At 66.7% G+C, this 15,535-nt stretch carries 8 protein-coding genes; 3 read left to right on the forward strand and 5 right to left on the reverse strand.

Annotated features, from left to right (window positions below):
* Positions 1-217: 217 nt before the first annotated feature.
* The 3 genes from Q0654_RS03890 to Q0654_RS03900 all read left to right on the forward strand — a co-directional run bounded on the left by Q0654_RS03890 (position 218) and on the right by Q0654_RS03900 (position 4,784).
* Positions 218-784: an ECF-type sigma factor gene (locus Q0654_RS03890; protein WP_298850647.1), complete on the forward strand. Its 567-nt coding sequence runs from the start codon at positions 218-220 to the stop codon at positions 782-784.
* Positions 785-788: 4 nt separating this feature from the next.
* A complete protein-coding gene (locus Q0654_RS03895; RefSeq protein WP_298850649.1) occupies positions 789-3,338 on the forward strand; it encodes a serine/threonine-protein kinase in 2,550 nt (849 codons plus the stop codon).
* Between the two features lie 328 nt (positions 3,339-3,666).
* A protein-coding gene (locus Q0654_RS03900; protein WP_298850653.1) for an IS3 family transposase occupies positions 3,667-4,784 on the forward strand; the annotation gives its coding sequence in 2 pieces (ribosomal slippage) (positions 3,667-3,913 and positions 3,913-4,784; 1,119 coding nt in all).
* 589 nt (positions 4,785-5,373) lie between these two features.
* On the opposite strand, the gene Q0654_RS03905 is transcribed toward Q0654_RS03900, so the two are convergent.
* The 5 genes from Q0654_RS03905 to Q0654_RS03925 form a co-directional block, all read right to left on the reverse strand.
* Positions 5,374-6,804, reverse strand: coding sequence for a PA domain-containing protein (locus Q0654_RS03905; protein WP_298850655.1), 1,431 nt, complete (start codon positions 6,802-6,804; stop codon positions 5,374-5,376).
* Positions 6,805-6,807: 3 nt separating this feature from the next.
* Positions 6,808-7,227, reverse strand: a complete 420-nt coding sequence (locus Q0654_RS03910; protein WP_298850657.1) for a hypothetical protein — start codon at positions 7,225-7,227, stop codon at positions 6,808-6,810.
* Between the two features lie 365 nt (positions 7,228-7,592).
* Entirely contained in the window at positions 7,593-8,576 is a 984-nt protein-coding gene (locus Q0654_RS03915; RefSeq protein WP_298850659.1) for a hypothetical protein, read from the reverse strand.
* On the reverse strand, positions 8,573-10,840 hold the full coding sequence (locus Q0654_RS03920; RefSeq protein WP_298850661.1) for a hypothetical protein: 2,268 nt from the start codon (positions 10,838-10,840) through the stop codon (positions 8,573-8,575). Before Q0654_RS03920 ends, Q0654_RS03915 begins: the two co-directional genes overlap by 4 nt.
* Before the next feature lie 233 nt (positions 10,841-11,073).
* A complete protein-coding gene (locus Q0654_RS03925) occupies positions 11,074-15,201 on the reverse strand; it encodes a S8 family serine peptidase (protein ID WP_298850663.1) in 4,128 nt (1,375 codons plus the stop codon).
* Positions 15,202-15,535: the final 334 nt, after the last annotated feature.

Consider the following 15,535-nt stretch of genomic DNA (forward strand, 5'->3'; position numbering starts at 1 on the left):
TGAAGGCCGCTGAACCTCGCGCCCTCTGCTGCGGACACCCTGCCACTCTTCGCAGGCGTGAGCCTCGGAGCCCGCGGCGCAGGCACAGATCGACTGGTGTCCGCGGGTTGAGCTTGGACGCGCGCGGGGACGGGACGGGCGAAACGGGCAGACGCTCGCCGGCCTGGACAGAGCTGATGAGGGGATGGAAAGAAGCAGGCGCGGCGCCGAGGAATGCATGTCCGAGAGTTCAGTCACCGCACTGCTGCAGGCGTGGAAATCCGGCGAAGCCGGCGCCGAGTCGGCGCTGATGGCAGCGCTCTATCCCGTGCTGCGCGAGATCGCGCGCGGCCAGCTCAACCGATTCCCGGGCGTGCGCACCCTGCAGCCCACCGAACTGGTGCATGAGGCCTACGAGCGCCTGCGCCGTCAGCAGCAGGTCGACTGGGAAAACCGCAGCCATTTCCAGGCCATGGCGGCCACCGCCATCCGCTCGATCCTGGTCGACCACCTGCGTCAGAAGAGCAGCCAGAAGCGCGGCGGCGATGCAGCACGGATCGACCTCGACGCCCAGCTGCAGCAGCTCGAGTCCGGCCAGCCTGACCCGCTCGACTGGCTGCAGCTGGACTCGGCCCTGCGGGCGCTGTCAGCAATCAACGCCGACTGCGCGCGCGTCGTCGAGATGCGCGTGTTCGGCGGCCTGAGCATCGAGGAGATGGCTGAAGTGATGGGCAGCTCCACCGCCACCGTGGGTCGCCAGTGGCGCTTTGCGCGCGCCTGGCTGGCCGAGCACCTGAGTCCCTAGCCCGATGCACCCGGACAACCCGAACACCACGCCGGAAGCAGACGCCGAGCGCGCCGACTTCGGCCGCCGCCTGCTGGCCGCCTTCGATGCCATCGCCGACCTGCCGCCGACCGAGCGCGAGCCAGCACTGCTGCGTCTGCGCGAAGACTCCCCGCGGCTCGAACAGGAAGTTCGCGCGCTGCTGGCGCGCGATGCCGAGACCGGCCCACTGGACGCCACCCTGTCCGGCCAGATCCAGCCCCTGCTGCGCGAGGCGCTGCCCGAACTCGACCCCGCTCCGGCGCAGATCGGCCCCTACCAGGTCCTGCGCCTGCTCGGCGAGGGCGGCATGGGCCGCGTCTACCTGGCCCGCCGCAGCGAGGGGCCCGTCGCCCGCGAAGTCGCCATCAAGCTGATCCGCCCGGATCGCGCGGGTGCCGGCCTGATCGCGCGCTTTGAAGCCGAGCGCCGACACCTGGCGGCACTGGACCACCCCGGCATCTGTCGCTTCATCGACGCCGACAGCCTCGCCGACGGCACGCCCTACGTGGTGATGGAAGTCGTGCAGGGCGAGCCGATCATCGATTACTGCCAACGCAATGCGCTCGGATTGCGCGCGCGCGTCGAACTGCTGCGCAAGCTGCTGGCCGCCGTGGCCCACGCCCACGATCGCCTGCTGCTGCACCGGGACATCAAGCCCCACAACGTGCTGGTGACGGCCGACGGCCAGCCCAAGCTGCTCGACTTCGGCATCGCCAAATCGATCGAAGACGCGCAGGCCAGCGTCACCCGCACCGCCGAGCGCTTCTTCACGCCCAACGCCAGCGCGCCGGAGCAGCTGCTGGGCGAACCCGCCGGCGTCGCCTGCGATGTCTACAGCCTGGGCGCGCTGGCGTACGAGCTGCTCAGCGGGACCCTGCCCTTCGACTTCGAGGACCTGCGCGCTGCCGAGATCGAGCGTCTGATCCTGCAGGTGGCCCCGCCGCTGATGAGCGAGCGCAGCGCCCAGCCCTGGGCCCGCGAGCTGCGCGGCGACCTCGACGCCATCGTCGCCACCTGCCTGCGCAAGTCACCCGGCGAGCGCTACCGCAACGTCGATGCCCTCGACGCCGAGCTTCAGCGCTGGCAGGAAGGTCGACCGGTCACCGCGCGTGCCCCGAGCTGGGCCTACCGGAGCCGACTGTTCATCCGCCGGCATCGCACGGCGGTCGGGCTGTCGGCCGCCTTGATCCTCGCGATCACCGCATTCGGCAGCGGCCTCGTACTGCAGGCCATTGAACTGCGCAAGCAGCGCAATCTTGCGGTGGTCGAACGCGACCGCGCGCTGCAGGTGGTGGAGATTCTGGAGTCGGCGTTTCGGAATGCGGATCCATCCGAATCGTCCGGGGATACTGTAACGGCACGTCAGATTCTTGATGCAGCCGCGATCCGCCTGAACGAGCTGCAAGACACTCAACCTCAGGTTTTCGCAAGACTCGCCGCCACTCTCGCAAGGGTGGAACTCGACCTCGGCCAGCGGCCCAAAGCAGTCCAATGGGCCATTCAGGGTCTGGAGGCGATAGACAAAGAGGGGGTGGCGGATCCAGAGCTCAGTGCCTCACTGCTCTACAGCGGCGCTCTTGCATGGGCGCGCGATGATTTGCACGTTCAAGCTGAGGCGCTGGAAGTGCGGCTGACGAACCTCAAGCGCGAAGATTCGCCCGAGAGGGCTTTACTTCGCGCGCGCATCGTCAGATCGCGAGACGGCCTCGAGCCGGCCGCGCGCCTCCTCAGCGAGGCAAGGCACCGATTCCAGGAGATCGGTCCAAGCAGCCGCGCAATGACGGAAATCCGGTGGCTGGAATCAAGCGTTCTGGCTTCTCTGGGCGACCTGCCTCAAGCCATCTCCCTGATGGCGTCCACAGTCACATGGCAGCTGACCGAGCTACCGCCTGAGCACCCTCGCCTAGTTGACTCGAGACTTAGCCTCTTGGGGCTCATGGCTCGCGCCAATCCAACCTCCGATATCGGAGCCCAACTGTCGGCTGAGATCGAGGTAGCGTCGCGGGTTATGGGCCCTGACAGCATACTGGTGGCTTCGGCCAATTCTCAGCTGGCAACACTTCTCGCCCGCCTTGACCGAATCGACGAAGCAATCAGCGCCGGCAGGAAGAGCCTTTCAGCCATGACGCGAGCGCGGGGTGCGGCTCACATCAATTCGGTGCGTGTCTCAATCAACCTGGCACGACACCTGAGAATCAAGGGTGATCCAGCATCGTTGGGTGAGGCGCTGGAATTGGCCGAAACCGCTTACGCATCAATATTGGAGCAATACGGTGAGGACTCGCCGCTTTCGTACCACATAATGCTGGAGCTGCTGCGAAACCTCCTAGCTCAAGCTCGCATAGAGGAGGCCATCGCGAAGGCCAACCAACCAACCTTTCGCAACTCCCATCTCGTCAGGAGCCCCAACAGCAGGCTAGAGCAGAAAGCAGTGCTTGGCGAATTGCACGAAAGAGCCTGCGGCACCAACAATCACCACCGAGCAGCCAATTGCGCCAAACTGGCGGAGAAACTAGCCAAGCTAGAACGATAACGCAACAGGGGCAAGCCCAAGACAGCGAGGACAAACGCACAAAATCAGTGAGGACCGTGCAAACTCGGCGCCAGCCTGTGCGCAAGAGATCCACTCCAGAAAGCCCGACCACAATCGCGAACCATAGAAACCAAAGGCCGAAATCATGAAGAAGACCCTTAAATTTGCATTGCTAGCAGGCATGCTGCCATCACTCAATGCCATTGCGAGCGAGTGCATCATCGACGAAAGAATGTGCGAAGCGACTGGCGGCGGTAACTGACCTGCTCGGCGATTTTCGGACCAGTTGAAAGTTGAGAGGATGGCTCCTGACATCAGCGAGGAGCCCATGCGCAAGTCCCGATTCACCGAAGAGCAGATGGTCAAGATCCTCCGCGAGGCCGACAAGTCGCCGGTTGCGGAGGTGGCCAAGAAGTACGGCATCAGCGAGCAGACGCTGTACGTCTGGCGCAAGCGCTACGGCAAGCTGGAAACCGCTGACGTCAAACAGCTGCGGACGTTGCAGCAGGAGAACGCGCGCCTGAAGAAGTTGCTGCCCGAGCGAGACCTTGAGATCGAGGTGATGAAGGAGATCACTGCAAAAAAGTGGTGAGCGCGCCTGCCCGGCGCGCCTTGATCCCTCGGATGGTCGAGCGTGGCATCAGCCAGCGACGTGCCTGCGTGCTGCTGGGGCTGGCCCGCTCGGCGCTGCGCTACCAAGCTCGCTTGCCTGCCAAGGATGCTGCGGTCATCGAACGCATGAAGCACTACGCCGCGCTGTATCCGCGGTTTGGCTATCGCCGGATCCATATCTATCTGGAGCGCGAGGGCTTCCAGCTGGGCTGGGACCGGATGTTCCGGCTGTGGCAGCAGGCCCGGCTGCAGGTGCCGAAGAAGCGGCCGCGCAGGCGAATCGCCGCTTCCAGGCCGCGGTCGATACCGGCCACCGGGCCGAACCAGGTCTGGGCCTACGACTTCGTGTTCGATGCCTGCGCCAACGGCCAAGCCCTGAAATGTCTGGTCATCACCGATGAGTGGACCCACGAGGCGCTCGCGATCGACGTGCAGGGTAGCCTGCGCTCGCGTCGCGTGATCGAGGTGCTGTCGCGCCTGGTCAGCGAACACGGCGCGCCGCGCTACCTGCGCTCGGACAACGGCCCCGAGTTCGTCAGCCATGCGGTGTTGAAATGGCTGCAGCAGGAGGGCATCGAAACGGCGCACATCGACCCCGGCAAGCCTTGGCAGAATGGCACCGCCGAGAGCTTGAACGGCAAGTTCCGCGACGAGTGCCTGAGCATGGAGTGGTTCCGAAGCCGGGCCGAAGCGCGGGTGATCATCGAGAGCTGGCGTCGTCACTACAACGAAGATCGCCCCCACTCGAGCCTCGGGTACCGGACCCCGAAGCAGTTCAAGGACGAACAGAAGCAGCAGAGCGAAGCATCAACCCACCGAGCCTCCCTCAACTAATCGGTGGTCCTGAAAAAGCCGGCAGGTCACCCTGTCCAGTCCGTATACGCCGGCCGCTGCGATGCCCAAGCTTGCAAGCGCAGCTGCTCCCGCAAGAAGGCGGGCGGCCATGCGGGTCCGCGAGTTGCGATCCGACTGACTTCTGGGTGTCTCGGATTGCTGATCGCTGGTCAGCACTGCGCCGCTCTCGGGCGCCCTTGTCCTGAGGCCAAGCGTCAAGGACTTCGCGCCCGAAAGAAGACGTGTGAGCCGACTGAGCATAGAGTTCTCCAAGCGCTGGAAAGGCTTGCCCGACAGGGGCGTAGCCTGTGGGCTGGTCCTCGAACCGCGGCAACCAACCCGGGGGACGGAACGACGACCCCCTCCCACACGCAAAAGGAGCCCGGGTTCGATCAGGTGACAGTGCGGGCGGATCAATCTCGCTGTGGGCCGTGCATCAGCGCGATCGTCCCTCTGTGGCACCGCGCCTCCAGAAGGTCGGTGGACGTGCTGTTCAAGCCCATCCGAACGTCACGACAAAGGCCTGAAACGCAGCGAGGCGAGGGTTTCCCCTCGCCTCGCTGCGTTCTTGCCTGAAGTTTGCGATCGGTCAGTCGGTTTCGAAACCGTCCTCGAAAACGCGTACGCCCGGCGCGCCGTTGTCTCGCCAGCCGATGTCGCGGAACAGCGGGATGCTGAGGTCCACCTCGCTGAAGATGTCGCGGTTGAGCGAGGGTTCCATCAGCAGGTTGGGCGAGGCGTCGACACTGAAGTGCGAGACCGAGGATCCCGGGGCCAGCACGGCAGGGGCGTGCATGCGCACAAAGCCGCGATTGGTGCCTGCGAGGCTGGCTCCGAAGCCCAGGGTGACCTGCACAGGACCGTTCGCGAGTTCGGCGCGGATCGCCTGTCCGACGGACTGGAGGATGCCGTAGGAGGGGATCGTGATCGTCGGGTCCTCGCCGCCCATGCCGGGAAGACCCGTCGCAGCATTGTTCGCCACGATCACCGCGGTGGCGCCTGCGGCCTGGGCATTGGCTACCTTGACCGAGAAGTTGCACACGCCGCGATCGACTAGAGCGATCTTGCCGGCGAGGGCCGTGGGATTGGTGATGGGATCGCAGGCCAGCGCGGGCTCGGCGGCTGCCACTTCTCCGGACACGCCCGGATCCGTGACTGCAGGCCCAAAGGTCGCAGGCTGGGCCGCCGTGGTGCCGACGATTGAAGACGGTGATGTGACGATGAGCGACGGCGTTGGGCCGAGGAAGAGCTCCTTGTCCGCCGTCACGTTCGGCCCCGTCCAGACGAGGTTGGGATCACTGAGCGCCGAGGCGGCACGTTCGGCATTGCTCGCCATGGCTCTCCATGTGGTCCCGCTGGGCGCATCCGCGAGGAAGTTCGTCCAGATGTCGGGGAAGCCATTGAAGAACGCACCGCTACTGTTGCTGGTGAAGGTCTGGAAGCCCAGGCCGTGCGCCAGTTCATGGAACACCACGGGCAACAAAGGCGTCCGGTCGGCAGGTGGCGGATCCAGCTCCGGGTCGAGGCCGTAGTACCAGCCCACCGTTCCGGTCAAACAAGTGCCAGAGTCGATATCGGTGTTGAACTGGGTGTTGATGTCTTCGGTAACCGGATCCAGGTCCTCCCCTGCCAGCGAGTTCGCGAGTGCCTGCGAGTACCAGGTGTCAGGCAAGGGCGCATTCGGGAAGTTGCGGTGCACGGTGCGCGCACCTGCTGAGCCGAGCACCGCCGAGGTACCGCTACAGGTCAAGGGGTTGAAGGCCGCGCGGACCTGGATCTCGACATCGCTGACGAGAAGTGCGGCCCACTGTTCGGCTGCCTGCTGAAACACGGCGAGACGCTGCTGTCCAAGCGTCGTGCCGGGGTTGGAGTTCAATGGCGCAACGGGCGTGGGGTCGTTGAACCCTTCATCCGGGCCGTCAGCGTTGACGATGGTAATGGTCGCGGCCTGCGCTGAACCGGCGAGCAGGGCGAGTGCGATGGCGGAGGAGACGAGAAGCGGCTTGAGTTCCCGGCGCATGGGTCAACGCTCCTCGGCGGTCGGCAGTGGAAGAACGTGCGCATGGGGCGCCTGCCCGGCATGTGCTGCGTCCGTACACAAGGAGATCTTCCGGCCGTCCGGCGCGATCACCACCTGGCTGGCCACCTCGAAGTTGCCGTTGAGCCGCACGGTTACGGTGCCGTCGGCGCGCCGGAGTTCTTCCATCGGTGCCGGCGCGCGACCGGCGTTGAACATTTCGTCCTCGACCATCTGTTCAGGCGTGACAGGCACAGGCGAGAGCAGGCCCGTCTCCGGGTCCAGATAGACCCGCATGCCCGACTCGTGAACGCTGGACGCTTCAGGCGCTCGACCGGGCGTGCCGTCGGCAGCGCGCGCCGACGCTTGGCAGCAGAATGCCGCAACGAAAACCATCATCGCGGCGTGATGGGAACTCATCTTCATGGTGGGTGCCCCCCGGGGCTAGGTTCTTCAGGGTCCGACATCGCGCTTTGCGGATGTCGTTGGGAGGCTGCCCGAACGCGTGTGGAAATTTTGCAACGTTACACAGTAGCGAAATCGCCGCCGCGAAGCACTCTGAGCACGGCTTTGCAGAGCTTGGATGTGCAAGTTGCGTGCACGCCAAGTACGCCCTCGTCATCCGCGGCCACGGATCGCCGGAACCGCCGTCGAGTACTAATCAGCTCGCGACGAAAGCGAGACCGGCGACACTGACATGGGGACGCTGCAGAACATCATCTGCAGCGAGCGCGAATGCGGCACAGACGCAGTTTCCGCACGACAGCCGCGTTGACGCTGCCGCCGCCCACTCAAGGCGGCAGCACACCCCTGAACTCCCGGTCCAGCACCTCCACCGACCACAGCTCGCGCCCTGACTCCAGCCCGTGCACGACCAGCCGCAGGCCGGCGTGCTGCCACGCGCCCGAGGGCTGCCGGTAGCCGAGCGCTGGCGCGCGATAGACCAGTCGCTGCTCGTCGATCAGGAAAGGCGCGTAGCTGAAGGGCAGGTCGAGCTGCGCGTCGAGGATGCCTTCGCTGCGGCTGGCGAGCTGCCAGCGCCAGACCGTGCCGAAGGTCGGGTCGGGCTTGGACTCAGACGCCATGGCGTGGGCGTCGTCGGCCGATCGGAACTGCCGCTCACCGAGCTCGGCGATGCGGGCGTCGCCGCGCAGATCCGGCGCTCGCCCCGCGACAGCGGTCTCGACGTCCCCGCGCGCGCGGGCCATCGGGCGGGCCGATGCCAGATCGACATCGACGACGCCCTGCAGTTCGACACCTTCGCTGGCCACCGCACCGCCGTCCGATGCGAGCAGGGCGCCGCGCAGCGGATGGGCCACGTAGCTCCAGTGCAGGCGCACGCCATCGCCCATGCGCTCGGCGCGCACGTCGAAACGACGAAGGGGCTCGGCGCTCACTGCTGCGCTGACGGCATCGGGCAGCGCGAAGTCGATCCGCTGCTGGACAGCGCCAGAGGCGGCGTCGATCAGCAGCAGTCGGCCCTCGCCGCGCTTGCCCGACTGCCCCAGCGCCAGCCAGCGCGCGTCGGCGTGCCAGATCAGTACCGCCGGTTCCGTGGCCGTCCACAGCAGGCGGCCATCCTCAAGCTCGCGCGCTTCCGGAAAGCCCTGTGCATTCGACAGATAGACGCGGTCGGCCTCGTTCGCCACCCAGACGCCTTCCGCCAGCTCGTGATGGGCCCCAGCAGCCAGCGCCTGGTTCTGCGTCAGCAGGGCGAGCACCAGGGCGACCGCGAGCGGCCTGACGAAGGATCGCGTGCCAGTCATAGCGCTCATTCGAAGCCATCCTTGAAGATTTCGTTGGGCTGCGGCAGGTCGAGCACCCAGGCGCCCCGGCCCAGGGTGCCGGCGACCAGCACGCGGTCGATGTGGTCGAACTCGAGCTCGTAGACCACCACGTTTGGCAGGCCGGTGCCGAGCAGGCTCCAGCTGCTGAAGCCGCTGCTCTCGTACGCGATGTAGACGCCGCGATTGGCGGCGACGACCAGGGCCGGGTCGACGTCGGGGACGTATTCCATGCTGCGCAGACGCCCGGGCGCGAGACCGCTGACCAGGTTGCCGGTGACCAGACTGAAGTTGGCGCCGCCATCGCTCGAGTAGTGCACCGAGGTCTGGGTGATGGCGAACAAGCGCTGTGGATCGTTGATGTCCGCGCTGACGTCGACCACCGTTGCGGGCAAGGTGGCGATCGAATCGAGCGCCGCACCGTCCTGCGTGCGCAGGTGCAGGGCGGTGCCTGCGCCGAAGTAGAGGAAGCCCGGGTTGCCGGCGACGCCGTAGACCACCGGATCGCCGTTGAAGGCGTTGATGCGCGCGGTCGAAACGCGCTCGATGCTGTCTGCACGATCAAGCGACTCATACACGCCGTTGCTGGCGCCGATGACAAGGCGCGTGGCACTGGCGTAGTTCACCGAGAGCGGCGTGTAGAACTGCGCGACCAGCGCGGGACTGCCGTTCAGCAGGGTTCGCGCCGGTGCAACGTTGGAGATCGCGGCATTGTTGGCGTCATAGGTGCGACGGCGCAGCTGCGAGAGGTTCTGGAAGCTGGTGTAGCGGGTGGAAGTGGTGGCTGAAGAGCGGTCCTCCACCACCACGTCGCCGCCATCGCCAGTCGAGAGGCTGTCGAAGATCGGTGAGCCGGGACTGCGCAGCTGGGTGGTGCCGGTGTCCTGCGCGCCGCCGATGATGCGGTTCGACACCGCATCCCAGGCGATGCCGTGGTACTCGGTGGTCTGCAGATCGCCGTTCAAGGACAGCCAGATGCCATCGGCCGTCGCCGGCAGGGTGCGCTTGTAGATGCCGCCGTCGTCGACCTGGATCAGACCGCCAGCGGCGTCGAAGGCCATGTCGCGCGAATCCGCATGCGGCGCCGAGTTGTTCGGCGTGCCGCTGTGGGTCAAGGGCGCCCAGCGCTGGCCCGCGGGCAGGCTCGCGTCGCCGCGGAACAGGCGCCCGCTGTAGTCGCGTGCGCCCAGCGAATTGGGAAAGAACATGGAGCTGCCGGACACGCCTTCACCGAAGTAGGGCTGACGGTCACCGCCGATGTAGACCAGCTGGTCGTTGCTCGGGTCCGCCGCGATCGACAGATGGATACTGCCCTGTCCGCCTGGGTGGATGCCGAACAGCACGCCGTTCTGCTCGGCCGTCTGCGGCACGCCGAGGTCGAGCCAGGGCGGACTGCCGTCGGCCGAACGGAACACCGCGGAGGCGCGGCCGGTGTCGTCGACGACGAGAACGAACACCTGCCCCGCCGCACCCACCGCCAGCTCGGTCCGTCGAGTGCCGGCCGTGCCCACATTCATACGGGCCTCAATGGCGGCGTCGGAGACGCGCGTCCAGGTGGCGCCGGTATCGCTGCTGCGGAAGATGCCGCGCGCGTTGCCGCCGGTGACCGCCGCGTACAGCACGGCCGGTGCGGCACGGTGGCCGGCGAGGTCGAGGGTGGCACCCGCTGGCAGGCCGCTGCCCGCCGCCCCCGAGAGCAGGGTGAAGCTGCCGCCCGTGTTGGTGGAGCGATGGATGCCATTGTCGGTCGCAGCCACGATGACCGCACCGCGCGGCGCCACACCCTGGATCTCGCGATTGGCCAGACTGCTCAACACCGTCCAGCTCGCGCCCTCGTCGGTGCTGCGCAGCAGGCCGATCAGGGCACCGCCGTCGCGGGACAGGCTGGACGTACGCGCCACGCCCGCCACCACGGTGCGCGACTGCGCGTCGGTGGGGTCGAGCTCGATGGAACCGATCGAGAGCGAGCCCAGGGCGTCGGTCAGCCGCGTCCAGCTCGGTGCGGCCGCGGTCGCGTTGGCGGTGCGCCAGACGCCACCGTTGACCGCTCCGACATAGACGATGCCGGCATCGGTCGGATGCGTGGCGACGGCATTGATGGCGCCGACCACTTCGCGATTGGTGATGTTCTCGACCTGGCCGCCGTGCGAGGGGCCGGGGCCGATGGCGCGCCATTGCTGGGGCGTGCCGGCGAGGGCAGCGAACGCGCACGCAGAGAGCACGGCGCCGATCGCCGCGGCGATTGTCCTTTTCACATGGATCCCCTGTTCGCGCGCAGACCGCGGCGCGACGCATCCTTGTTTGCCCGGAACGCGATGTCAACGGCCACAGGTCCGGCTTGAGCCCCCAAAAGCACGAAGGGCCGCCCATGGGCGGCCCTTCGTGTGTTCAATCCGGATCGCTAGCACTGCAAGAAGCAGCCTTCGCGATCCCGTGTTCACTGCGGTCCGGTGAGACCTTGCGGACTGCACCGGCCGCAGACAGTTCCTCAGTTCGCGCTCTCGAACCCGTCGGCGAAGATCTCCGGCGTGGCCGGCGTCACTTCGAAGCTCACCGGCACTTCGACCAGCGGGCTGGCCGCATCGTTGCTGCGCACACAGAGCGTGGCTTCCACGGTGCCCACCGCCAGACCCGTCGAGTCCGCGGTCACGCCAACGTTGCTGGTTGCGCCAGCCGCCGTGCTACCGGAAGTCGCGGCGGTGCTGAGCCACGCGATGTTGCTCGGGCTCTCGCAGACCGAAGGCACGGGAATGGTGATCGGGCCGCCTGCGCGGTTGTAGGCGTAGCCCACAATGCGTGCGGGATTGCCCGTGGTGCCGGTGGTCTGCAGACGCGCATAGCCGTAGTTGGTCTGGCCCGTTCCGGTGTTGACGAAACGGAAGCCGAGGTACCCATCGACATTGGCGGCCTGGCGCCACGGCGTTGTCAGCGCAGAAGTCGCAAACACCGAGCTCGGGCCGATCTGATCGCCGGGCACCAGCACGCGGTACTGCCCACCGCTTGCAGCGGTCGCAACCGCTCCACGCACCGCGGAGCCGGGCCAGAAGAACGCGATGTTGCCGCTGTTGGTCCAGACGTTGAAGTTGAACGGCGTCGTATCGCAATTGCAGGTTTCGCCCGTCAACCAGTTGATCGAGCCGCCGGTCGCATCGGCCGGGAAGGTGAAGTTGACGTTGTCGACGACGACGATGTCGCCTCCGGCCACCTGGTCAGCACCCGCCTCGATCAGTTCCCAGTTCAGCGGCAGCAGGGTGCCGGTGTTGCCGATGCCGAGGCTATCGGTGTCGCTGCCGCCGGCGGTGGCCTGCAGGCTCAGCGACGCGGGAGCGACGGAGATGGTCGGCAGCTGGTCGTTGGTGACGACCTGCATCGACACCGGCACCACCGACAGCGGACGCGCGGGGTCATTGCTCTGCAGGCACAACAGGGCGTCGTACTCGCCCGGCGCCAGGCCGGTGGAGTTCAGCGTGACCTGCACCGTGCTGCTGGCATTGGCTGCCACGCTGCCGGAGGCCGGAGCCACCGAGAGCCACGGCACTTCGGACGGCGCCAGGCAGTTGGTACCGCCGGTGCCAGTCGCTCGGATGGCCCAGTTGCGACCCGGAATCGCCGGCTCGATCAGGCTCAGCGTGCCAGCATCCGTGAGTACCGGCGGATTCGCGGCGATACCACCCGGGAAGTTGCCGGCTACCCACGAACGGCCCTGCGAGTTGCCCGGAGCATCAGCAACGGCGGAGCTGTAGTTGGGTGCGGTGGGCGGATTGCCGCGAGCCGTGCGGTTGACCACACCGATCAGCACGTCACCGCTGGCTGCCGTGATCTCAACGCCCGCCGGCAGGTTGACCGGCTTGAAGCCGACGCCTGCGGTGATCGCCTGATTGGTAACGGAAGCCACCAGGGTCGCACCGTTGGACGGGTCACGGTCCGGATCGATCCATACATGCACGTCGAACAGGTCGCCGGCGAGGACATTGCCGTTGCCGGGCGCCATCGCAACCTGCACCTGCTGCAGCGTGAAGGGCACCTGCAGCAGCGTCGGCGAGAAGCGGTTGAACCATAGCCACTGCTGGGTGCCAAAGCCGATGATCGTGGCGATGCCGCCGTCCAGCTGCAGATTCACCGGCTGGCTGACGCCGCCCGTGACCGACTCCTCCTGCTTGGCTTCCAGGTCCAGCACCACTGGGCGGGCCGGCGCTTCGGCGAAGCTGAAAGTCAGTGGGGAAGCAGTCGGATTGGCGTTGGTGATCGTGATCGGCAGCGTGCGGCTGCCGCCTGCGACCACCACGGCGTCCAGTGCTTCTGGCGTGTACTGCAGCACCGGCGGGGTCTGCTCCAGACCACGCAGGGCCAGGGGCCAATGCAGCTGCGGCGATGCACCGCCCGCCTCGGTGAAGGTGACCGCGCCAAAGTGGGTCACCGCGTTCTGCACGCCATTCGGCGAAACCGTGATCGTGATCGTCTGGGTCTGCGCCAGATCACCGCTGAAGGTGAACGTGGCCGGGCTGACCTGGATGTTGAAATTGCCGGAGACCATCGAGCTGGCCACCGCCCAGGAGCTCGGCGTGCTCAGCGTATTGCGCACCGTGCGGGTGAAGGTACAGGTCGGCGAGCAGTCAAGGTTGCGCAGGGCCGGCAGATTGAGCGTGCGCACGTCGCCGCCCGTCGCCGGGTTGGCCGCCAGGAAGTTGGCCGTGGTCTCGTTCATGACCAGGCCGGCGCGCGCCGCCTTGGTCAGGTCGACACGACCGCTGCCAACGTCGTCGGCGTCCCAGGGGCCCGAGTTCGGCGTACCGTTGACGAAGTCCTTGAAGCCGGTGCGCTTGGCGGTCATCTGCAGGGCGGACTTGACCTCCTGCACCGACCAGGTCGGGTGGATCTGGCGCACCAGAACCGCCGCGCCGGCCACATGCGGGCTGGCCATCGAGGTGCCGCTCAGATCACCGTAGGTCGGGTTGCCCTGTGCTGTCGCCAAGGCAGCATAGATGCTGCTGCCGGGCGCAGCGATATCCGGCTTCTGCAGGTGCTGCAGCGGCGATGGGGTCGGACCGCGCAGGCTGCCGGAGGACAGGATGTCGCCAGCGGCTGCATCGAACGAGGTGACCGCGGTGGATGAGATCGTCGCCTGCGCGCCGGCATTGGCGGTGACGTGGGCTCGGATCGCGAGGCCGTCCGAATTGAACACCATGACCGCGGGAATCGAGGTCTCAGTGGCGCCCATGGCGATCGGCGGCTGGCCGGGGTTGTTGTTGAAGATGATGCCGCCGATGGCGCCAGCCGCCTGCGCATTCGCCAGCTTCTCGGCGAATCCACAGACACCGCGCGGAATCAGCGCGACCTTGCCGGTCATGCTGCCGGCCGGGAAGCCGCCCTGCGCGGTACAGCCCAGCTCGTTGCCCAGCGCCAGGCTGTCGGCGACTTCGCCAGTCACGTCTGCAGGGATGGTCATCAGGCCCTTCAGGCCATAGACGTTCTGCGGCCCACCCAGGGAAATGCTCACCGCGTTGCTGGTGACGCGATCATGGGTGGTATTGGCCACCGACATCACCCAAGGGCCGCGGTGGTTCACCTGGCCGATCGGATTGGTGATTGTCGCGTTGGTGTTGCCTGCGGCAGCGGCGACGAAGATGCCGGCGTTGACCAGGTCGAGCTTGGTGCGGTCGAAGTCGGTCCAGGGCGAGGTACCGCCCGAGATCGAGTAGTTCATGACGTCGGCATCGCCGTCGAGCAGCAGGTTGTTGAGACCGGCCGTCAGGTCGGCGCCGGGGCAGCTGCTGCCCGGACAGACTTTGTACGAGCGGACGTGTGAGCAGGGCGCGATGCCGGCAATCGGCGCGACCGGAGCCGGTGTGGCGTCGGTGCCGACGAAGTTGCCGGCAGCCGTGCTGGCGACATGGGTGCCGTGGCCGTTGACATCGACCGGGTTCGGGCCGGCGCACAGACCGCCGGCATCGGTGGCGGCGCAGTCGACCGCGCTCAACAGCTTGTTCGGGATGCCGCCGGTTCCAAAGCCGCAGGTGGCGTTGTCATTGCTGAAGGACGGATGCGTTGGCACCACGCCCGAGTCGAGGATCGCGGTAATCATGCCCTGGCCGAGCACGTTCGCACCGCCGGGAACATTGGTGCCGTTCCAGATCGTATTGGCGCCGATGAACTCCGGCGTACGGCGGGTCTGCAGCTCGTACACCTGTTCGCGCTCGACTGCGACCACACCGGGCAGGTCCAGGACCTTCTGCGCTTCGGCCGGGGTCAGACGCGCGGCCACGCCGCTGTGGGTCGCAAGATAATAATGGCTGGGCTGGACGCCGCGTCCGAGGGTTGCCGCCATCGACTCGACGTGGACGCGCTGCTGGCCCTGGATCTCCGTCAGGATCGCCTGCGAGGCTGCCGAGCGGGCATCGAGTGCCGCGCCGCTGGCACGCGCGCGTTCCGCCAAGCCTGCCTCCGCGAAGCGGATCAGGTAGACGTAGCGGCCGGCGCTATCCGCTTCAGAGAACTGCGCTGGCGCATCCAGCAGGCTTTCCACCGGCAGTTCCGCGAATGCGGGCATGGCTGCCGGGACCAGGGCACACAGCAGCGCGAGGCTGCGGATCCTGAGCTTGGGTGAGTTTGATTTCATGCTGACTTCCTTGAGTGCTGGACGCGCCCCCGGGCACGCGGGGACCGTTTGACGCAGGTCCATCGACCCGCACGCGGTGTCGATGGAGATCGATGGGCGCAGCCCCGTACCGGAACACGATTCGAGTGCGGCACCAGAGGCCGCGAACGACCCCAGCCGACCGGCCTGCATCGAGGCAGGGAAGCCACACGTAGGCAGTGATGCTGATTCCGACGGCTGACACCGCCCTCCCCGTGGCCCGGAACATCGCGTTCCGAGCCTCTACCCCTGGGATCGGAGTGACGTACGCGTCCGCCACACCCGGGAAATCGACAGCGCCCCCGCTGAAGGATTC

Origin of the sequence: uncultured Aquimonas sp. (assembly GCF_937888285.1) — a bacterium.
Classification (GTDB): Bacteria; Pseudomonadota; Gammaproteobacteria; order Xanthomonadales; family Xanthomonadaceae; genus Aquimonas.

Coding starts and splice junctions, on each gene's coding strand:
- Q0654_RS03890 (WP_298850647.1), top strand. CDS start 218: ATGTCCGAGAGTTCAGTCACCGCACTGCTGCAGGCGTGGAAATCCGGC.
- Q0654_RS03895 (WP_298850649.1), top strand. CDS start 789: ATGCACCCGGACAACCCGAACACCACGCCGGAAGCAGACGCCGAGCGC.
- Q0654_RS03905 (WP_298850655.1), bottom strand. CDS start 6,804: ATGCGCCGGGAACTCAAGCCGCTTCTCGTCTCCTCCGCCATCGCACTC.
- Q0654_RS03910 (WP_298850657.1), bottom strand. CDS start 7,227: ATGAAGATGAGTTCCCATCACGCCGCGATGATGGTTTTCGTTGCGGCA.
- Q0654_RS03915 (WP_298850659.1), bottom strand. CDS start 8,576: ATGAGCGCTATGACTGGCACGCGATCCTTCGTCAGGCCGCTCGCGGTC.
- Q0654_RS03925 (WP_298850663.1), bottom strand. CDS start 15,201: ATGAAATCAAACTCACCCAAGCTCAGGATCCGCAGCCTCGCGCTGCTG.